Raw genomic sequence first — 20033 nt, forward strand, 5'->3', positions numbered from 1 at the left:
GCCCCAAAAGAGAGGCGAGAACGAGATGCGACACCCTGACCAGGACGCCCTGCTTGATCTCGATCCAAACGCCGGTCCAGGCCCGGCGGCGCTTGAGCTTCAGGACGATCTGGAAGGCGATACGCTGCGCGAGGAATGCGGCGTCTTCGGCATCTACGGCCACCCTGATGCGGCCGCCATCACCGCGCTCGGCCTTCACGCGCTCCAGCACCGCGGCCAGGAGGCCGCCGGCATCGTCTCCTACGACGGCAGCCGCTTCCACTCCGAGCGCCGCCTCGGCCTCGTCGGCGACACCTTCTCCCGCCGCGAGGTGATCGACCGCCTGCCCGGCAGCGTGGCGGTCGGCCATGTCCGCTACGCCACGACCGGCGCCACCATCCTGCGCAACGTGCAGCCGCTGTTCGCCGAGCTCAATGCCGGCGGTCTCGCGGTCGCTCACAACGGCAACCTCTCCAACGGCCTGACGTTGCGCCGCGAGCTCGTCAAGAACGGCGCGATGATGCAATCGACCTCCGACACCGAGGTGATCCTGCACCTGGTGGCGCGCTCCAAGCGCGTCCGCTTCATCGAGCGCTACATCGACGCGCTGCGCGAGATCGAGGGCGCCTATGCGCTGGTCTCGCTGACCAACAAGAAGCTGGTCGGCGCCCGCGATCCGCGCGGCATCCGCCCGCTGGTGCTCGGCGAGCTCGACGGCTGCCCGATCCTGACTTCCGAGACCTGTGCGCTCGACATCATCGGCGCGCGCTTTGTGCGCGACATCGAGCCCGGCGAAGTCATTGTGTTCGACGAGAACGGCCAGGACATCCACAAGCCGTTCCCGCCGATGGCGCCGCGCCCCTGCATCTTCGAATACATCTACTTCTCGCGGCCGGATTCCATCGTGCACGGCCGTTCGGTCTACGAGGTGCGCAAGAATTTCGGCGCGCAGCTCGCGCGCGAGAGCCACGTTCCGGTCGACGTCGTGGTGCCGGTGCCAGATTCCGGCGTGCCGGCCGCGGTCGGCTACAGCCAGTATTCCGGCGTGCCGTTCGAGCTCGGCATCATCCGTAACCATTATGTCGGCCGCACCTTCATTCAGCCGACGCAGGCGATCCGCGAATCCGGCGTGCGCATGAAGCACTCGGCCAACCGCGCCGCGATCGAAGGCAAGCGCATCATCCTGATCGACGACTCGCTGGTGCGCGGCACCACCTCCAAGAAGATCGTGCGCATGATGCGCGATGCCGGTGCCAAGGAAGTGCACTTCCGCCTCGCTTCACCCCCGATCCTCTATCCGGATTATTACGGCATCGACCTGCCCGACCGCGGCGGCCTCCTGGCGGCGACGCATTCGCTGGAGGAGATGCGCGAGCTTATCGGCGCCGACTCGCTCGCCTTCCTGTCGATCGACGGCATGTACCGCGCCATGGGCGAGCCAGGCCGCGACCCCGCCAATCCGAAGTTTGCGGATCACTGCTTCACCGGCGTCTATCCGACCCACCTCACCGACCAGACCCAGACCGAGCCGCAGCCGCGGCAATTGTCGCTGCTGGCCGAGGCGAGCTGACGCAAGGGCGCGCCGATGCAGCTGACCATCGCCATTCTCTGCGGAGTAGTGTTGGTCGGCTTTGTTGTGTTCGCCTTCAGACAAGGCATGAAGGTCACCCCCGACGGCTCGGGAAACGGAACCAACAGCGACAATATTCAATCGGGCGGCGGTAGCTAAAGCTTGAGGGCCAAATTCCGTCGTGGCTGGGCTTGTCCCGGCCGTCCACGGCTGTAAAACCCCGCCATGACAAAGCCCCTCGCTGACCGTATCGCTCTCGTCACCGGCGCCTCGCGCGGCATCGGTTTCGCCACGGCAATCGCACTGGCGAAAGCCGGCGCGCATATTGTGGCCACCGCACGCACGCAAGGAGGGCTGGAAGAGCTCGACGACGAGATCCGCAAAGACGGCGGCAGCGCCACCCTGGTGCCGCTCAACCTCACCGATTCCGACGGCATCGCGCGTCTCGGCGCCGGCCTGCACGAGCGCTACGGCAAGCTCGACATCCTCGTCGGCAATGCCGGCGTGCTCGGCCCCTCCTCGCCGATCGGCCATATCGAGCTGAAGACCTTCAACGACGTGATGGCGGTGAACGTCTCCGCGAACTTCCAGCTGATCCGCTGCATGGAACCGCTGCTCAGGCAATCCGATGCCGGCCGCGCCGTGTTCATCACCTCGGGTGCCGCCAACAAGGCCACCGCTTATGTCAGCCCCTACGCGGCCTCCAAGGCCGCACTGGAGACGCTGGCGCGTGCCTGGGCGCAGGAAACCGCAAACACGAAGCTGCGCGTCAATCTGTTCAACCCGGGCCCGGTGCGCACCCGCATGCGCGCCACCCTGATGCCCGGCGAGGATCCGGCGACGCTCGACACGCCCGAGCAGGTCGCAGAATACATCGTGCCGCTGTGCGCGCCCGACTGGACCGAGACCGGCAAATTCTACGATTACAAGACCCGCACCCTGATGAGCTTCCGCGCGCCGGCCTGATTGCCCTCCGACGCCTTGGACGTCATGCTGGCGGTAATGTCCGTACCGCCGAGTTCGATACCGGAAAGCGCATTTAGAAATTCAAGCCGACATCGAACGCGCTGAAATAGCGTCTCAACGCATTTTGCCCAAAAGTTAACCGATGGATGACGCTACGACGCAGCGTCATCCGGCTTTAGGTGCATTGCCGTCGGCCATGGGACACGGTAGAGCGTCAATTGGAATAAGGCTCCCGAAGAGAGCCGTCCGCATATTTGACAATGGAGGAAGCCTTTATGACGATGCCCGCACGCCGCGCCGCGGCTCTTCTGGCCTGTGCCGCTTTCGGCTTTGCCACATCCGCCTTCGCGCAAGACAAGACCATCAAGATCGGCGTGCTCAACGACATGTCGAGCCTCTATGCCGACATCGGCGGCCCGAACTCGGTGGCGGCAGTGAAGATGGCGGTCGAGGATTCCGGCCTGAAGGCCAAGGGCTGGACCATCGAGGTGCTCTCCGGCGATCACCAGAACAAGCCCGACATCGGCGTCAACATCGCCCGGCAATGGATCGACGCCGACAAGGTCGACGCCATCGCCGACACGCCGAGCTCCGGCGTCGCGCTCGCGGTGAGCAACCTCGTCAAGGAAAAGAATGCGGTGCTGCTCAATTCGGGCGCGGCCACCGCCGACCTCACCGGCAAGGCCTGCACGCCCAACACCGTGTCCTTCACCTACGACACCTACATGCTCGCCAACGGCACCGGCAAGGCGCTGACCAAGGCGGGCGGCGACAGCTGGTTCTTCCTAACCGCGGATTATGCCTTCGGCCATGCGCTGGAGCGTGATACCGGCGCGGTCGTCACGGCGACCGGCGGCAAGGTGCTCGGCGGCGTCAAGCACCCGCTGAACACGGCCGACTTCTCCTCGTTCCTGCTCCAGGCGCAGTCCTCAAAGGCCAAGATCATCGGCCTCGCCAATGCGGGCGGCGACACCACCAACGCGATCAAGCAGGCCGCCGAATTCGGCATCGTCCAGGGCGGCCAGAAGCTCGCGGCGCTGCTGCTGTTCATCAACGACGTGCACTCGCTCGGCCTGAAGACCGCGCAGGGCCTGACCTTCACCGAGTCGTTCTACTGGGACCTCAACGACCAGACCCGCGAATGGTCGAAGCGTTTCCAGAAGGTCTCGCCCAAGGGCTCGATGCCCTCGATGACGGTTGCGGGCCTCTACGCCGAGATCCTGCATTACCTGAAGGCGATGGAAGCGCTCGGCAGCAATCCGCGTGACGGCGCCAAGGTCGTGGCCAAGATGAAGGAGCTGCCGACCGACGATCCGCTGTTCGGCAAGGGCCCGCTGCGCCAGGACGGACGCCGCCTCATCCCCGCCTATCTGTTCGAGGTGAAGAAGCCCGAGGAGTCGAAGGGGCCGTGGGACTATTACAAGCTGGTCGCCACCATCGCGCCGGAAGATGCGGCCAAGCCGCTCAAGGACAGCGACTGCCCGCTGGTGAAGAAGTAACGGCGTAGCTGTCGTAGAAGGGGTGTTGACGACGTCATGCCCGGGCTTGTCCCGGGCATCCACGTTTGACGCCAAGGACCGGCATGATCACGCCGAGCGCGACCATGTCGAGCAGGATGGTGACGAAGATGAAGGCGACCGCGCCGCGGCGGGCCGGCGCTGCGTCCCGCACCACCGCCTCGCCGGCACCGTCGCTCACGATGGCCGCTTGCGCTTGTGCGCGAAGGGATTGGCCTTCTCGCGCAGCGTGATGCGCACCGGCGTGCCCGGCAGCTCGAAGGTCTCGCGCATGGAATTGGTGAGATAGCGCAAGTAGGATTGCGGCACGGCGTCGGCACGCGAGCAGAACAACACGAAGCTCGGCGGCCGGGCCTTGGTCTGGGTGATGTAGTTCAGCTTCAGCCTGCGGCCGGAGACCGCCGGCGGCGGGTTGGCCTGGATCGCCTGCTCGAACCAGCGATTGAGCGCCGAGGTAGGCACGCGCCTGTTCCAGATCGCATAGGCGTCCTGGATCGCCTGCATCAGGCGATCGATGCCCTCGCCCATCAAGCCCGAGACGGCGACGATGGGCACGCCCTTGAGCTGCGGCAGCCGATGGTCGGCATCGCGGCGCAGGCCGGAGATCGCGCCGCCGCCCTTGGTCTCCATCAGATCCCATTTGTTGACGGCGAGCACGACCGCCCGTCCCTCGCGCTCGATCAGGTCGGCAATGCGCAGGTCCTGCTCCTCGAAGCGGTTCTGCGAATCCATCATCAGCACGACGACCTCGGCAAAGCGCACCGCGCGCAGTGCGTCCGCAACCGACAGCTTTTCCAGCTTCTCCTCGATGCGCGAGCGCCGGCGGAGGCCCGCGGTGTCGAACACGCGGAAATCGCGGCCCTTCCAGTTGATCTCGACCGCGATGGAATCGCGCGTGGTGCCGGCCTCGGGGCTGGTCAGCAGGCGCTCCTCGCCGAGCAGATGGTTGATCAGCGTCGACTTGCCGGCATTGGGCCGGCCGACGATCGCGACCCGGATCGGGCGCGTCGCGGCCTCTTCCTCCGAGATCGGCGCGTCTTCCTCATCGTCGTCTTCCTCGACGGGCTCGGGCATTAGCCTCGCGAGCGCGTCGTAGAGCTCGCCCATGCCCTCGCCGTGCTCGGCCGAGATCTGGATGGGATCGCCGAGGCCGAGCGCGAACGCTTCCATCGCGCCGGCATCGCCGTGCTTGCCCTCGCTCTTGTTGGCGATGAGCAGCACCGGCTTGTCGGCCTTGCGGGCGAAATCGGCGAAGGCGCGATCGGTTGGCGTCAGGCCGATGCGGGCGTCGACCACGAAGAACAGCGCGTCGGCCTGCGCGATCGCGGTCTCGGTCTGCTCCTGCATGCGCGCGGTCAGCGAGCCCTTGGCACCCTCGTCGAGGCCGGCGGTATCGATGATGGTGAAGCGGAGATCACCGAGCCTGGCCTCGCCTTCGCGGCGGTCGCGGGTGACGCCGGGCAGGTCATCGACCAGCGCGAGCTTCTGCCCAACCAGGCGGTTGAACAGCGTCGACTTGCCGACATTGGGCCGGCCGATGATGGCGATCGTGAAGGACATCGGTCATTCGTGCGCTGGCGGAGCTGCGCCTGTCAATGCAACGGGAAATATTGTTTGAGCATGATCTTTTCGGAAAACCGCTTCACACTTTGCGCTAACGCGGCCCTCCGGGTCCGGATCATGCTCTAGCGCGAGAAGCTGCCGCTCGGCAGCGGTGCTGGGAAGGCGCTCTGCGATTGCTGCTGCGGGGGCCTGGTCGGCTGCGCCTGCTGGGTCGGCTGCGCCTGCTGGGCCGGCTGATCCGGCGGCGGCGCGGTGGTGCGCCTGCGGACGATCTTGTGCTTGGGCGGCGGAGCGGACGTCGCTGGTGCTGCCTCCGGCTGGGCCTCGCCGTCGACCTCGCCGACGGGTGCTTCGGCCGGCGCGGCGGACTGCTTGGTATTCTTTGCCTTGGCCCCCTTTGCCGACTTGGCCGGCTCCGGCTCCGCAGGCAGGGCTGCGACGGCAGGTGCGTTCGGGTCGGGCTGCTGCTGCTGTGCGCCTTTGTAGAGATCCCTCGGCACGCCCTGCTCGAGCCCCGGCACCCCCTCGGGGAAGACCGGCTTGCGGTCGCCCGGCAGCTTCTTCTTGGTGTCGAGGAAGTCGAGCAGATCGCTCGGATCGAAGCTGGAGCAGCCGCCCAGGGCGCCGGTGAAGGCGATCAGGACGGCGGCTGCGATCAAGCGTGGCGTGCGGCGCATCTTGGTGTCTCGTTACGTCAGAGAACCGTCGTCAGCTTTTGGCGACGGGTGGCAACAAAGCCTGGAGCGCCTCGGCGCGGGAGCGCAGGCCGGGCGGCGTTTCGCCGTCTCCGTCAATCGCCTCGAGCCATTTGCGGGCTGCAGTCATGTCGTTGTTACGCCAGGCCGACAGCGCCAGCATCTCGCGGGCGGTGTGGCGGAAGGTCGATTTCGGCGCGGCGGAAGCTTCCAGCCGCTGCTGGATGTCGGCATAGCCGGCGCTGTCGAGCAGGAGCCCCGCGGCGCGGATCTTGGCCAGATCCTGCCACTCGCCGCCAATGCTGCGGTCGGCGGCGATGTCGTCATACATCTTCGCGGCCGCCTTGGGATCGCGGCTCGCGGCCTCGGCCGCAGCACGCAGCCGCGCCAGGGTGCGATAGCCGGACGGCGCCTTGGCGGCGAGCTCGGTGAAGGCTTTCTCGGCGTCCTCGTGCTTGCCCTGCTCGGACAGCTCGGCGGCCTTCTCGAAAGCGGCGCCGGCCGCGGCGGCCTTCTGGGCCTCCAGATACCTATAACCCTGCCAGCCACCGGCGCCGGCGACGATCAGCACCATCAGCGCGATGAAGTAGATCGAATACTTGTCCCACAGCTTCTTGAACTGTTCGCGACGTACTTCCTCGTTGACTTCGTCAAATAATTCAGACACTTATGCCAATCCCATGCCCGTCCGGGTGCGCGCGCCAAGGCGTTCGCGTCAGGAATCCCGTCCCCGTGTGGCGGCGAGGTAGCCTAACGATATGGCGGTGGCAAGGCAAAGCGAGCCCGATCAAGGCGTTAACCACCCGGGACATCCCCGAATGCCCCTGCCCGGCTCAAGCTCCCAGCAGCTCCCGCAGCTGTCGCTTCAGCACCTTGCCGTTGGCGTTGCGCGGCAGCGGGTCTGCCGTGATCGCCATGGTTTCGGGAACCTTGTAGTCGGACAGGCGCTCGGCGCACCAGGCGCGCAGGTCCGTATCGGTCACCGGCTGTCGCGTCACCACCACGGCGTGGACGCGCTCGCCCAGCACCGGGCAAGGCCTGGCAATGATCGCGCTCTCGACCACGGCGGGATGGCCGGCCAACACGGATTCGACCTCGGCCGAATAGATCTTCAGGCCGCCGCGATTGATCATGTCCTTCTGCCGGTCGAACACGCGAACGAAGCCTTCCGCATCGACCGAGCCGAGATCGCCGGAATGCCAGAATCCGCCCGTGAAGCTTTCGGCGGTGGCCTTCGGGTTATTCCAGTAGCCCTTGATCACGGAGGCGCTCTGGATCCAGAGCTCGCCGATCTCGCCGGGAGGCAGCTCGCGCCCGTCCGGGCCAATCACAGCGATGCGCGCGCCGGGACACGGCAGGCCGACGCTGTCGATGTGGCTCTCGGTCAGCTCGCCCGGCATGATGGTCGAGGGCGAGGTCGTCTCGGTCGCGCCGTAGCAGTTCATCAGCTTCAGGCCGGGAATCTTCGCCTTGAGCTTCTCGATGGTGGCGATCGGCATCGGCGCGCCGCCGAAGCCGCCGATGCGCCAGCTCGACAGATCATAGCCGTCGAAATCGGGCTGGAGCAGGCAGAGATTGTACATCGCCGGCACCATCACCGTGTAGGTGACGCGCTCGCGCGAGGCGAGCTTGAGGTAATCGGCGGCCTTGAACTCGGGCATAATGATCAGCGCGCCGCCACAGCGGATCATCGTCGTGATGTTGGCGACGACACCGGTGACATGGCCGAGCGGCACCGCTGCGATCGAGCGATCGGCCCGCGTCAATTCCAGGCAGGACACGAACACCATCGAGGAATGGACGATGTTGCAATGGGCCAGCATCGCGCCCTTCGGCTTGCCCGTGGTGCCGGAGGTGTAGAGGATCATCGCGGTGTCCTCTTCGCTCACCTCGATCGGTGCCGATGCCGGAGCGTTTTCGGCGAGCGAAGAGAAGCTCGACCGCGCGGCATCGTCATCGATGGCAATGCGATGGATCACATCGGGCACGTCCTTTGCGTCGGGCAGTCGCTCGGCGATCGAGGCCTCGTGGATCAGGATCTTCGCGCCGCAATCGGCGAGCACATAGGCGATCTCCGGCTTCTGCTGGCGCGTGCTGAGCAGCACGGTCACCAGCCCCTCATGTGCCGCGGCAAACAGCAGCAGCGGAAACTCGATGCGGTTGCCGAGCAGGATGGCGACGCGATCGCCACGCTGCAATCCGAGCTTACGCAATCCCGCAGCGATCCGCGCCGCCTGCTCCGCTGCCTGCCGCCAGCTCAGCCGAACATTGCCGCAGATCAAGGCTTCGCCATCGGCATTGCGGCCGCGCGCCTCCGCGATCATCGCCCAGAGGCTCGATGGCCGATCGCAAAATGCCGGCACCACCCGCTCGCCAAAACGCGACTCGAGCCGCATCGGCGGGATCTGAGATTGCGACCAGTCCATGGGATGCCCTCGGCTTGTTGCTCTCGTTATCTTCCCCGCACGGTCAGGCGAGCCCCGTCTTGCGCCGATCGGCTATACCCCGATCACGGGCACGCCGATCACCACCGGATGGAACGCGAAGGCCAGGGCCAGATAGGCGACCACGCCGACCGCGACCGCGATCAGATCGTTGGTCGGGCCGCCGACCGGAATCGGCGGGGCACCAGCGTCGGTGCGAGCTTTCAGCGAGATGCGGTCATAGACCGCCCAGGCGAGGAACGAGCCGAACAGGATTATGGAGCCGAGATCGCCATTGGCGAGCAGATGCGCCGCGGCCCACAGCTTGATGCCGGCCAGCATCGGATGCTTGAGCGTCGCATAGATGCGGCCACGCATGTAGGACGCCACCACGAGGATGACTGCAGGCAGCATCAAGGCCAGCGCGATGTGCTTCATCGCCTTCGGGGGATACCAGACGTCGATCCAGCCGGAGCTGCGGTAATGGGCATAGCCCCAGATGATCAGCACCAGCCCCGCCAGCGAGACCAGCGAATAGATGATTTTGTAGGTCCCCTCGCCCAGCCTCGCGATCGCCTGCGCGCGCGCCTTCCGTCTGGTTGTGAAAATATGGGATGCAAAAAACAGCATCAGCCCCAGGATCATGACCAGCAGACCCACGACATCCTCCCCGCAAAGCAGCCCCCGCCACTGAGGTATCATCGATCGGCCGATGCTCGCAACTCGCGCGCTATTTGCCGAGCTCCCGATTGTCGACATAACGGATCGCGATGGGCCGCCCGGCCAACGCTCCGCCGAGCCCGCTGGTCAATTTCAGCGGCAGACAGGCCTTCAGCGATGCATCGATGGCGTTCAGATAGGTCGTCCGGGTGTCCGCCGGCACGCCCGCAGTCGCGTATGTGAGGCGCGGCGGGCCGATCAGGCCGCCGGTCTTGTTAAAGCTGAAGCGCACCGACATCTGCATGCCTGCGCGCGCATGGTCCGATGGCGGCGACCAGCAGCTGCGCAGCGCGGCGAAGAGGTCGCCGATCGTGTCGAGATCGTGATCGGGCTTCCGGTATTTGGCGCGGTCGGCCTCGGCAGGCACGCTCTCGATCGTGAGCTGGAGGTTCTGGCCGTAAGGGTAGTCGATCTCGGGAATACAGGGGCCGGGCTCGAGCGGGCTGCAATAGGATGGCGTGCAGGGCTCGCCGTCGAGCACGCTGCAAGGCTCGTGCGCGAACGGAATCGGATTGATCTGGCGTCGCTGCGCGTCGGCGGCGATCGAGGTCATTGCCAGCAAGGCAAGAACAAGAATGCAGCGCCACATGTACCGGGACCGCAATGGCATTTGCAACAGGTGGCGACGGCTATGAAAGGTTCAAGGCTAGCCGCGATGGTTCGCTTCACTCGACAATCTGATCCGCTTGCGCCACCAGCGTGGGCGGTAAATTCAGCCCCAACGCATTGGCTGTCTTGAGATTGAGCAGGAACTGGAGTTCATTCGGTTGTTGGACTGGCAAGTCTGCGGGACGGGTTCCTCTCAAGACGCGGTCGACATAATCCGCCGAGCGACCGACGAGCTGCGTAATCGAGACTCCGTAAGACATCAGCCCGCCGTCCGTGACAAAGGACGGGAACGGATACATCGCCGGCAGACGATGCGCGGCCGCCAAGTTCAGAATCAATTGCCGATGAACGAGTGGAAATGCGTCGGGAAAGATCAGCAGCCCGCCGTCTGGCTGCTCTGCAAAGCGGGAGATCGCCTGTTCGAGCTCGGCGGCGTTGTGCGCCGGCGCCGGAACGAGCTGGAGCTGGACTGCCGGAATGGCCGCCTGCACGGACGGCATCAAGATCATGGGCGCCGTTCGCGGATTGAAGATTGCGGCAACCCTTCGCATCTCCGGTGCCGCCTGCTTGAGCAGTTGCAGCCACTTGCCGGCCATTTCAGGCTCGAAAGTCGTGAAGCCCGTGATATTTCCGCCCGGCTTGCCCAGACTTTGGACGAAACCGGCACCCACGGGATCGGCAATGACCGTGAAGATGATCGGCAAGGTCGGCGCGCGTCGCCTCAGGGCTTCCACAGAGGGAGTGCCGATTGCCAGAAGCACATCCGGCCGCAACTCCACGAGTTCAGCCGCTTGAGCATCGGCGACATTCGGATCGCCGGCCCACCAGCGATACTCGATATGGATGTTGCGCCCCTGTTCCCAACCGAGTTCACCCAGACGCTGTCTCAGTTTCTGGTAGCCGGCCTGGCTCTCCGGATCGCTCGCCCTACCTCCCGCCAACACACCGATCCGCCGCACATTCCCCTGCGCGGATGTGCTCAGCGGATAGGCCGCCGCGCCTGCAGCGAGCATGATGAATTCGCGCCGCCTCATGACCGTCGACATCGCTATGCGTTGCCGTCCTGCATCACGGAGAACGTCTGGGAAACATTACCCCTTTTTCTTGACATCCTTGACGTTGCTAAACTCGATACCCTCGGCACGCTCCTTGGTGTAGCCGAGGTAGAACTCGTTCCGGGCGAGATAGACGGGATCGCCGTCGACGTCGTCGGCAATGCTCGAATTATTGGCGGCGATGAAGCTGTCGAGCTTCTTGCGGTCCTCCGAGGAGACCCAGCGCGCCAGCTGGAACTCGCTGACCTCGAACTCGACCGGTAGCGAATATTCCGCCTCGAGCCGGGCCTTGAGCACATCGAGCTGCAGCGCGCCGACCACGCCGACCAGCGCCGGGGCGCCGTCGCGAGGGCGGAATACCTGCACCACGCCCTCTTCCGACATCTGCTGCAGCGCTTCCTTCAGCTTCTTCGCCTTCATCGCGTCGGTGAGACGGACGCGGCGGACGATTTCCGGCGCAAAGCTCGGCACGCCGACGAAGTTGAAATCCTCGCCCTCGGTCAGCGTATCGCCGATGCGCAGCGTGCCGTGGTTGGGAATGCCGACGACGTCGCCGGCGAAGGCTTCGTCCGCGACCGAGCGGTCCTGCGCGAAGAAGAATTGCGGGCTCGACAGCGGCATGCTCTTGCCGGTGCGCACGAGTTTGGCCTTCATGCCGCGGCTGAGCTTGCCCGAACACAGGCGCGCAAACGCGATGCGGTCGCGGTGGTTGGGATCCATGTTGGCCTGGATCTTGAACACGAAGGCGCTCATGCGCGGATCGGTCGCCTCGACCTTGCGCTGGTCGCTGTCCTGTGCGCGCGGCTCGGGCGCGAACTTGCCGAGGCCCTCCAGGAGGTCGCCGACGCCGAAATTACGGAGCGCGCTGCCGAAATAGACCGGCGTCAGGTGGCCTTCGCGGAACGCGTCCAGCTCGAACGGCTTCGACGCCTCGGTGACGAGCTCGAGCTCGTCCTTCACGGCGGAGACGTCGAGATTGGCGTTGAGCTTGGCGAGCTCTTCGATCTCGATCTCGAGCGCCGCGCCGGTCTTGGCGCCGCCGCCTTCGAGCAGGCGCACGCCGCCATTGACGACGTCATAGGTGCCGAGGAAGTCGCGGCCGCGGCCGACCGGCCAGGTCATCGGCGTGGTGTCGAGCGCCAGCGTCTTCTCGATCTCGTCGAGCAGCTCGAACACGTCGCGGCTCTCGCGGTCCATCTTGTTGATGAAGGTGATGATCGGGATGTCGCGCAGACGGCACACCTCGAACAGCTTTCGGGTGCGCGCCTCGATACCCTTGGCCGCGTCGATCACCATCACGGCGGAATCGACCGCCGTCAGCGTGCGATAGGTGTCCTCCGAAAAGTCCTCGTGGCCCGGCGTGTCCAGCAGGTTGAAGACGAGGCCTTCGAACTCGAAGGTCATCACCGAGGTCACCACTGAGATGCCGCGCTCGCGCTCGATCTTCATCCAGTCGGATCGCGTGTTGCGCCGCTCGCCCTTGGCCTTGACCTGGCCGGCGAGGTTGATGGCGCCGCCGAACAGCAGCAGCTTTTCGGTCAGCGTGGTCTTGCCGGCGTCGGGGTGGGAGATGATCGCGAAGGTCCGCCGCCTCGCCACCTCGGCGGCAAGCGGGGAACGGGCCGGCGATTCGGCTGTGGTGGCGGCGATGTCGGACATGGCGGGAGCGTGTGGCAGGGAAAACGGGCCTGATCAAGCCTCATTTGGTGATTGCGGAGACTTCCGGCCAGCCCCATATCGGCGCTTGAATATATCAGTCTTGGGGGAGGACGGCCTCCCCGCCCATCAGCACCTCAGCCGCGGGGACGACCCTGCCTTGAATGGAGGGTCGGTCATGGCCTGGAGCATCCTGTTCGTCGCCGGTCTTCTCGAAATCACCTGGGCGATCGGCCTGAAGTACACCGAGGGTTTTACCCGGCTTGTTCCCTCCGCGGTCACGCTTGCGGCCATGGCCGGGAGCGTCATCCTGCTCGGGCTCGCCCTCAAATCCCTTCCCGTCGGAACCGCCTATGCGGTCTGGACCGGCATCGGCGCGGTCGGCACCGCGACGCTCGGCATGATCCTGTTCGGCGAGCCGGCGACGGCGTTCCGCCTCGCCAGCATCGGCCTGATCGTCGCCGGCATCATCGGACTGAAGCTCGTCACTTGACGAGCTGGACCACCCACCAGGTCAGCGCGGCCACGATGGCCGAGGCCGGGATCGTGATCACCCAGGCATAGACGATCGAGCTGGCGACGTTCCAGCGCACGGCCGAGACGCGGCGGGCGGCGCCGACGCCGACGATGGCGCCGGTGATGGTGTGGGTGGTCGAGACGGGAACCCCGAGATAGGTCGCCATGAACAGGGTCACCGCGCCTCCGGTCTCGGCGCAAAAGCCCTGCATCGGGGTCAATTTCGTGATGCGCAGGCCCATGGTGCGGACGATGCGCCAGCCGCCCATCAGCGTGCCCAGCGCCATCGCCGCCTGGCACGACAGCACCACCCAGAACGGCACCGAGAACTCGCTGCCGAGATGGCCCTGCGAATAGAGCAACACCGCGATAATGCCCATGGTCTTCTGCGCGTCGTTGCCGCCATGGCCGAGCGAATAGAGCGACGCGGAGACGAATTGCAGGATGCGGAAGGCGCGGTCGACCGCGAACGGCGTCGAGCGCACCGAGGCCCAGGACACGACCGCAACCAGCGCCATTGCGAGCAGGAAGCCAACCAGCGGCGACAGCACGATCGCCAGCACGGTCTTGGACAGGCCGCTCCACACCGCGGCCGAAATACCGGCCTTGGCCAAGCCGCCGCCGACGAGCCCGCCGATCAGCGCGTGCGACGACGACGATGGAATGCCGAGCGCCCAGGTCACGAGGTTCCAGACGATGGCGCCGACGAGGGCTGCGAAGATCACCTGGGCGTCGACGACCGCGGGATCGATGATGCCGGTGCCGATGGTCTGGGCGACGTGCAGCCCGAACACCAGGAAGGCGATGAAATTGAAGAACGCGGCCCAGAACACCGCGAATTGCGGTCGCAGCACGCGGGTCGAAACGATGGTCGCGATCGAATTGGCGGCGTCGTGCAGGCCGTTCAGGAAATCGAACAGCAGCGCGACGGCGATCAGGCCGACCAGGACAGGAAAAGCCAACGCAGCATCCACGGCGGCCCGCCCTACACTTGCTCGATGACGATGCTGTTGATCTCATTGGCGACGTCGTCGAAGCGGTCGGCCACCTTCTCGAGATGGTCGTAGATCTCGACCCCGACGATGAAATCCATCGCATTGCCGTCGCGATGCTTGAGGAACAGCTCCTTCAGGCCGATGTCGTGGAGATCGTCGACCCGCCCCTCCAGCTTGCCGAGCTCTTCGGTGATGGCCGTCAGCATCGCGACGTTGGGTCCGATAGACTGCATCAACGGCAGCGCGCGCCCGACCAGATTGGCGCATTCGATCAGAAGCCCGCCGATCTCGCGCATGGGCGGCTCGAAGCTGCGAACCTCGAACAGCATGACGGCCTTGGCCGTCTGCTGCATCTGGTCGATCGCATCGTCCAGCGAGGTGATCAGGTTCTTGATGTCGCCGCGGTCGAACGGGGTGATGAAGGTGCGCCGCACCGCTGTCAGCACCTCACGCGTGATGTTATCGGCGTCGTTCTCGAACTGGTTGACGCGCTGGCAAAAGACCGGCGTCTCCTCGCCCCCGTTGAGCATGCCCTGGAGCGCGACTGCGCCTTGGATCACCGTCTGGGCATGCCGATCGAACAGGTCGAAGAACCGCTCTTCCCTGGGCAGGAACGCACGAAACCATCGCATCATGGGAGTAGGCTACCGGTTGGAAAATGGTCAGGCCCGTGAGGGCTATCATAAAACTGTCATAGACCATTTTCGATCCGCGCGCGTGTCGCCTCACGCCCGCGGAGCCGGGTCATCCACCGCTTTCACGCATCAATGAAATTAATGCAACATCAATTACTTAGAGCGAGCGCCGGAAGTAATGCGCGATTTCGCCGACGACGCCGCGGCGGAAGGTGAGCACGCAGACCACGAAGATCGCACCCTGGATCACCGTCACCCATTGGCCGAAGCCCGCCAGATATTGCTGCATGGCGATGATCACGAAGGCGCCGACCACGGGACCGAAAACGGTGCCGAGCCCGCCGACCAGCGTCATCAGCACGACCTCGCCCGACATCGTCCAGTGCACGTCGGTCAGCGAGGCGTTTTGCGCCACGAACACCTTCAGCGCACCGGCAAGGCCGGCGAGCGTCCCCGACAGCACGAAGGCCAGGAACTTGTATTGGTCGGTGCGGTAGCCGAGCGAGATCGCGCGCTGCTCGTTCTCGCGGATCGACTTCAGCACCTCGCCGAACGGCGAGTTGATGATGCGGAAGATCAGGAGGAAGCCGGCGAGGAAGCCGACCAGCACGACATAGTACAGCACCGTCGGCTTGGACAGATCGAGCACGCCGAACATGCGTCCCTGCGGGATGCCCTGGATGCCGTCCTCACCATGGGTGAACGGGGCCTGGAGATAGATGAAGTACAGGAGCTGCGACAGCGCCAGCGTGATCATCGAGAAATAGATGCCCTGGCGTCGGATCGAGATGTAGCCGGTGACGATCGAGAGCACGAACGCCGCGGCGACGCCGACGAGAATGCCGAGCTCGGGCGGCAGCGCCCAGACCTTCAGCGCATGCGCGCTGCAATAGCCGGCCGTGCCTAAGAACATCGCGTGGCCGAACGACAGCAAGCCGCCATAGCCGACCAGCAGATTGAAGGCGCAGGCGAGCAGCGCAAAGCACAGCGCCTGCATCACGAAGAACGGATAGACGCCAGTGAACGGCACCGCTGCGAGCAGCAGCGCCATCACTGCGAATACAATCATCTCGTCGCGCATTGCGCGCGGGGTCACAGGAAGCGTGTCGTCCGTCAGGGTTGTCATCTCAGGCCGCCCTTCCCGTCAATCCCGTCGGCTTCACCAGCAGCACCAGCACCATCAGCACGAACACGACGGTGTTGGAGGCCTCGGGGTAGAAATACTTGGTCAGGCCCTCGATCACGCCGAGCGCAAAGCCGGTGATGATGGAGCCCATGATCGAGCCCATGCCGCCGATCACCACCACCGCGAACACGACGATGATGAGGTCGGCACCCATCAGCGGCCGCACCTGGTTGATCGGCGCCGAGAGCACGCCGGCGAGCGCGGCAAGGCCGACGCCGAGACCGTAAGTGAGCGTGATCATGCGCGGCACGTTGATGCCGAAGGCACGCACCAAGGTCGGATTTTCGGTCGCGGCGCGCAGGTAGGCGCCGAGCTGCGTCTTCTCGATCAGGAACCAGGTCGCAAGGCACACCGCCAGTGAGAACACGACGACCCAGCCGCGGTAGATCGGCAGGAACATGAAGCCGAGATTCATGCCGCCCCTGAGCTGGTCGGGAATGGCGTAAGGCAGGCCCGAGGAGCCGAAATAATTCTGGAACACGCCCTGCACGATCAGCGCGATGCCGAAGGTCAGGAGCAGGCCGTAGAGATGATCGAGCCCGGTCAGCCATTGCAGCATGGTCCGTTCCAGGATCATGCCGAAGATGCCGACGATGATCGGCGCCAGCAGCAGCGCCCACCAATAGTTGATGCCGCCGAGGTTCAACAGGAAATAGGCGACGAAGGCGCCCATCATGTAGAGCGCGCCATGGGCGAAATTGATGATGTTGAGCATGCCGAAGATGACGGCAAGCCCGAGACTGAGCAGCGCGTAGAACGAGCCGTTGATCAGTCCCACCAGTAGCTGAGCGTAGAGAGCCTGCATCGATCCCGCACCCGGTCCCTTCTATTCCTCAAAGACAGGCCGGCGCCGTTGCGCGCCGGCCCGCATCGTTCACCGTTACTTCCTCACCAGCGGACAGGCGCTTTCCGACAGCGGCCGGAAGGCCAGGTCGCCGGGGGTCGTGCCGATCAGCTTGTAATAGTCCCAGGGGCCCTTGGATTCCTCGGGCTTCTTGACCTCGAACAGATAGGCCGGATGCAGCTTGCGACCGTCCGCACGGATCGTTCCCTTGCCGAACAACGCATCGTCGGTCGGCATCTCCTTCATCTTGGCGACCACCTTGGCCCCGTCATGCGGATTGCCGCCCATCGCCTCCAGCGCCTTGAAGTAGTGCAGCAGGCCCGAATAGACGCCGGCCTGCACCATCGAGGGCATCGCCTTGTTCTTCATCCGCTCGGAGAAGCGCTTGGAGAAGGCGCGCGTGCCGTCGTTCATGTCCCAATAGAAGGTCTCGGTGAAGTTCAAGCCCTGCGCCACCTTCAGACCGAGCGAGTGCACGTCGGTGATGAAGAGCAGCAGACCCGCAAGCTTCTGGCCACCCGAGACGATGCCGAACTCGGACGCCTGCTTGATGGTGTTGGTGGTGTCGCCGCCGGCATTCGCCATGCCGATGATCTTGGCTTTGGAGGCCTGCGCCTGAAGCAGGAAGGACGAGAAGTCAGCGGTATTCAGGGGATGCTTGACGTTGCCGATCACCTTGCCGCCCGACTTCACCACGACCGCGGCAGTGTCGCGCTCGAGGGCATGGCCAAAGGCGTAGTCCGCGGTGAGAAAATACCAGGTGTCGCCACCCGCCTTCACCAGCGCCTGCCCGGTACTGTTGGCCAGCATATAGGTATCATAGACCCAGTGGACCGTATTCGGCGAGCATTGCGCGTTGGTGAGATCCGACGTCGCCGCACCTGTGTTGATCAGGATGGAATTCTTCTCTTTGACGATATTGTTCACCGCCAGCGCAACGCCGGAGTTCAGGACATCCATGAAGATGTCGACCTTCTCGACGTCGATCCATTGCCGAGCAATCGTGGAGCCGATGTCAGGCTTGTTCTGATGGTCGGCGGAGATCAGGTCGAGCTTCCAGCCCTTGGCAGCGAGCCCGGAATCCTCGATCGCCATCTGTGCGGCGACGGTCGAGCCGGCGCCACCGAGATCGGCATAAAGTCCTGAATTGTCGGTCAGCACGCCGATCTTGATGTTCTTGTCCTGCGCGACCGCGCCGCCTGCCGCGCCGAGCGCCAGGGCCGTCCCGAGCAACATTGCCGAAATGCTGTGCTTCATAATCCGACCTCCCAATATTCCTTTGATAGTTACTCTCGATCGTTCGGCCTGCTCGGCTACACGCCGAGATAGGTGTGGAGCTTGTCCATGTTGGCGGCAAGCTCCGAATTGGAAAACCCGTCAATGATCTTGCCGTGCTCGACTACGTAATAGCGGTCGGCGACGGTGGAAGCGAAGCGGAAGTTCTGCTCGACCAGGAGGATCGTGAAGCCCTCCTTCTTGAGCCGCGCAATGGTATGGCCGATCTGCTGGATGATGACGGGTGCAAGACCCTCGGTCGGCTCGTCCAGCATCAGGAAGCTCGCGCCGGTGCGTAGGATGCGCGCGATCGCCAGCATCTGCTGCTCGCCGCCCGACAGCTTGGTGCCCTGGCTGTTCAGCCGCTCCTTCAGGTTCGGAAACAGCTCGAAGATCTGTTCGAGCGGCAAACCGCCTTCGCGGACAACCGGCGGCAGCATCAAATTCTCGCGGACGTCGAGGCTGGAGAATATGCCCCGCTCTTCCGGACAGAAGGCGACGCCCATGCGCGCGATCTTGTCGGAGGTCGCGCGGATGATCTCCTGGTTGTTGAACTTCACCGAGCCGGTGCGCTTGCCGATGATGCCCATGATCGACTTCAGCGTCGTCGTCTTGCCGGCGCCGTTGCGCCCGAGCAGGGTGACGACCTCGCCCGCGTTCACGTCGAAGTTGATCCCGTGCAGGATGTGAGACTCGCCGTACCAGGCTTCCAAGTTGCGGACTTGCAGGATGTTCCCGCCGGTCGCAGCCCTGGCCGGAGCCTCGGCGATCGCTGTATCAGGCATGACCGGCTCCCAGGTAAGCTTCCTTGACGCGCTCGTCCTTGGTGAGCTCGGAGTAATGGCCTTGCGCGAGCACCTGCCCGCGCGTCAGCACGGTGATGATATCGGAGAGGTTGGCCACGACGCTTAAGTTATGCTCGACCATCAGGATGGTGTATTTCGCGGAGATGCGCTTGATCAGCGCCGCGATCTTGTCGATGTCCTCGTGGCCCATGCCGGCCATCGGCTCGTCGAGCAGCATCATCTCCGGGTCGAGCGCCAGCGTGGTCGCAATCTCAAGTGCACGCTTGCGCCCATAGGGCATCTCGACCGCCGGCGTGTTGGCAAACTCGTTGAGGCCGACATCGTTCAACAGCTCGCGCGCGCGGTCGTTGAAGCGGTTGAGCACCGACTTGGAGCGCCAGAAATCGAACGAAGAGCCATGCTGGCGCTGCAGCGCGACACGGACGTTCTCGAGCGCGGTGAGATGGGGAAACACCGCCGAAATCTGGAACGAACGGACCAGCCCCAGGCGGGCCACATCCGCCGGCGCCATCGCGGTGATGTCCTGCCCTTTATACAGGATTTTCCCGGCCGACGGCTTGAGGAACTTGGTCAGAAGATTGAAGCAGGTCGTCTTGCCGGCGCCGTTCGGGCCGATCAACGCATGAATGCTCCCACGGCGAACCTTGAGCGCAACGTCGCGGACGGCGAAGAAGCCCGCGAACTCCTTGGTCAAGCCTTCCGTTTCGAGAATGAACTCATCGGCCAAACAGTTTTCCCCCTGCCCGCGCGCGGCGCGTGGCTGTCCTTGTTGCTTCGGCTGTCCGGAGGACTTGCAGCCCACCGGGGCGCCGCCTCCGGGCGCGGAATATGCCGGAGGTGACGGGGGTTAGGCAAGGCGGAAAGCTGAGCAGGTCAAGCCTCCGGCGGGGGTACAAATGCTCCCTTAGTCGCAGAGGTCGATGTCGTGCCTGCCCGGCCTTTCCGGTTCGCAAGGCACCGGCCATCAAGCCGTCGTTAACGGTCTTTCGTCTCCCGCGCCAGCCTTCATCGAAAATTTTCCCG

At 64.5% G+C, this 20033-nt stretch carries 20 protein-coding genes and 1 pseudogene; 5 read left to right on the plus strand and 16 right to left on the minus strand.

Annotation, left to right across the window (positions count from 1 at the left end; translation table 11 throughout):
- The first annotated feature begins 25 nt into the window (after positions 1-25).
- From purF to I6F17_RS05640, 4 genes are all read left to right on the plus strand, one after another.
- A complete protein-coding gene (gene purF / locus I6F17_RS05625) occupies positions 26-1549 on the plus strand; it encodes an amidophosphoribosyltransferase (RefSeq protein WP_157284560.1) in 1524 nt (507 codons plus the stop codon).
- 15 nt (positions 1550-1564) lie between these two features.
- Positions 1565-1708: a hypothetical protein gene (locus I6F17_RS05630; protein WP_225124189.1), complete on the plus strand. Its 144-nt coding sequence runs from the start codon at positions 1565-1567 to the stop codon at positions 1706-1708.
- Positions 1709-1774: 66 nt separating this feature from the next.
- Positions 1775-2515: an SDR family NAD(P)-dependent oxidoreductase gene (locus tag I6F17_RS05635; RefSeq protein ID WP_036022682.1), complete on the plus strand. Its 741-nt coding sequence runs from the start codon at positions 1775-1777 to the stop codon at positions 2513-2515.
- A gap of 281 nt (positions 2516-2796) precedes the next feature.
- On the plus strand, positions 2797-4014 hold the full coding sequence (locus tag I6F17_RS05640; RefSeq protein WP_050991666.1) for an ABC transporter substrate-binding protein: 1218 nt from the start codon (positions 2797-2799) through the stop codon (positions 4012-4014).
- A 73-nt stretch (positions 4015-4087) separates the two neighbouring features.
- Here I6F17_RS05640 and I6F17_RS05645 read toward each other — a convergent pair.
- From I6F17_RS05645 to I6F17_RS05685, 9 genes and pseudogenes are all read right to left on the minus strand, one after another.
- Positions 4088-4213, minus strand: a pseudogene (locus tag I6F17_RS05645) (tetracycline resistance MFS efflux pump); the annotation flags it as partial.
- Positions 4210-5592 carry a ribosome biogenesis GTPase Der gene (der, locus tag I6F17_RS05650; RefSeq protein WP_225124190.1) on the minus strand — a complete coding sequence of 461 codons (1383 nt, stop codon included), beginning with the start codon at positions 5590-5592 and terminating at the stop codon, positions 4210-4212. The gene der and the pseudogene I6F17_RS05645, both read right to left, overlap by 4 nt.
- 125 nt (positions 5593-5717) lie before the next feature.
- Entirely contained in the window at positions 5718-6272 is a 555-nt protein-coding gene (locus I6F17_RS05655) for a hypothetical protein (protein WP_225124191.1), read from the minus strand.
- A 31-nt stretch (positions 6273-6303) separates the two neighbouring features.
- On the minus strand, positions 6304-6957 hold the full coding sequence (locus I6F17_RS05660; protein ID WP_036022675.1) for a tetratricopeptide repeat protein: 654 nt from the start codon (positions 6955-6957) through the stop codon (positions 6304-6306).
- A gap of 166 nt (positions 6958-7123) precedes the next feature.
- Complete coding sequence (locus I6F17_RS05665; protein ID WP_225124192.1) at positions 7124-8716, minus strand: class I adenylate-forming enzyme family protein; 1593 nt, start codon at positions 8714-8716, stop codon at positions 7124-7126.
- Between the two features lie 72 nt (positions 8717-8788).
- Entirely contained in the window at positions 8789-9373 is a 585-nt protein-coding gene (locus tag I6F17_RS05670) for an NnrU family protein (RefSeq protein WP_225124193.1), read from the minus strand.
- Between the two features lie 70 nt (positions 9374-9443).
- The gene (locus I6F17_RS05675) at positions 9444-10022 is read right to left on the minus strand and encodes a hypothetical protein (RefSeq protein ID WP_225124194.1); all 579 of its coding nucleotides are present in this window, start codon (positions 10020-10022) and stop codon (positions 9444-9446) included.
- Between the two features lie 76 nt (positions 10023-10098).
- A complete protein-coding gene (locus I6F17_RS05680) occupies positions 10099-11088 on the minus strand; it encodes an ABC transporter substrate-binding protein (RefSeq protein WP_225124195.1) in 990 nt (329 codons plus the stop codon).
- Positions 11089-11133: 45 nt separating this feature from the next.
- Positions 11134-12756: a peptide chain release factor 3 gene (locus I6F17_RS05685; RefSeq protein ID WP_036034125.1), complete on the minus strand. Its 1623-nt coding sequence runs from the start codon at positions 12754-12756 to the stop codon at positions 11134-11136.
- Positions 12757-12931: 175 nt separating this feature from the next.
- Here I6F17_RS05685 and sugE point away from each other — a divergent pair, with 175 nt between their 5' ends.
- Positions 12932-13246: a quaternary ammonium compound efflux SMR transporter SugE gene (gene sugE, locus I6F17_RS05690; protein WP_036034128.1), complete on the plus strand. Its 315-nt coding sequence runs from the start codon at positions 12932-12934 to the stop codon at positions 13244-13246.
- Here sugE and I6F17_RS05695 read toward each other — a convergent pair.
- The 7 genes from I6F17_RS05695 to I6F17_RS05725 form a co-directional block, all read right to left on the minus strand.
- Positions 13239-14243, minus strand: a complete 1005-nt coding sequence (locus I6F17_RS05695) for an inorganic phosphate transporter (RefSeq protein WP_225124196.1) — start codon at positions 14241-14243, stop codon at positions 13239-13241. The two genes, sugE and I6F17_RS05695, sit on opposite strands and share 8 nt — an antisense overlap.
- An 11-nt stretch (positions 14244-14254) precedes the next feature.
- The gene (locus tag I6F17_RS05700) at positions 14255-14899 is read right to left on the minus strand and encodes a DUF47 domain-containing protein (protein WP_225124197.1); all 645 of its coding nucleotides are present in this window, start codon (positions 14897-14899) and stop codon (positions 14255-14257) included.
- Positions 14900-15056: 157 nt separating this feature from the next.
- On the minus strand, positions 15057-16025 hold the full coding sequence (locus tag I6F17_RS05705; RefSeq protein ID WP_036022655.1) for a branched-chain amino acid ABC transporter permease: 969 nt from the start codon (positions 16023-16025) through the stop codon (positions 15057-15059).
- A gap of 1 nt (position 16026) precedes the next feature.
- Positions 16027-16890 carry a branched-chain amino acid ABC transporter permease gene (locus tag I6F17_RS05710; RefSeq protein ID WP_036000843.1) on the minus strand — a complete coding sequence of 288 codons (864 nt, stop codon included), beginning with the start codon at positions 16888-16890 and terminating at the stop codon, positions 16027-16029.
- Between the two features lie 75 nt (positions 16891-16965).
- The gene (locus tag I6F17_RS05715) at positions 16966-18186 is read right to left on the minus strand and encodes an ABC transporter substrate-binding protein (protein ID WP_225124198.1); all 1221 of its coding nucleotides are present in this window, start codon (positions 18184-18186) and stop codon (positions 16966-16968) included.
- 56 nt (positions 18187-18242) lie between these two features.
- Positions 18243-18989 carry an ABC transporter ATP-binding protein gene (locus I6F17_RS05720; RefSeq protein ID WP_036034132.1) on the minus strand — a complete coding sequence of 249 codons (747 nt, stop codon included), beginning with the start codon at positions 18987-18989 and terminating at the stop codon, positions 18243-18245.
- Positions 18982-19737, minus strand: coding sequence for an ABC transporter ATP-binding protein (locus tag I6F17_RS05725; RefSeq protein ID WP_036034135.1), 756 nt, complete (start codon positions 19735-19737; stop codon positions 18982-18984). Before I6F17_RS05725 ends, I6F17_RS05720 begins: the two co-directional genes overlap by 8 nt.
- Between the last annotated feature and the right edge of the window lie 296 nt (positions 19738-20033).

Source organism: Bradyrhizobium sp. NBAIM18, from assembly GCF_020193825.1.
In the GTDB taxonomy this organism is placed as follows: domain Bacteria; phylum Pseudomonadota; class Alphaproteobacteria; order Rhizobiales; family Xanthobacteraceae; genus Bradyrhizobium; species Bradyrhizobium yuanmingense.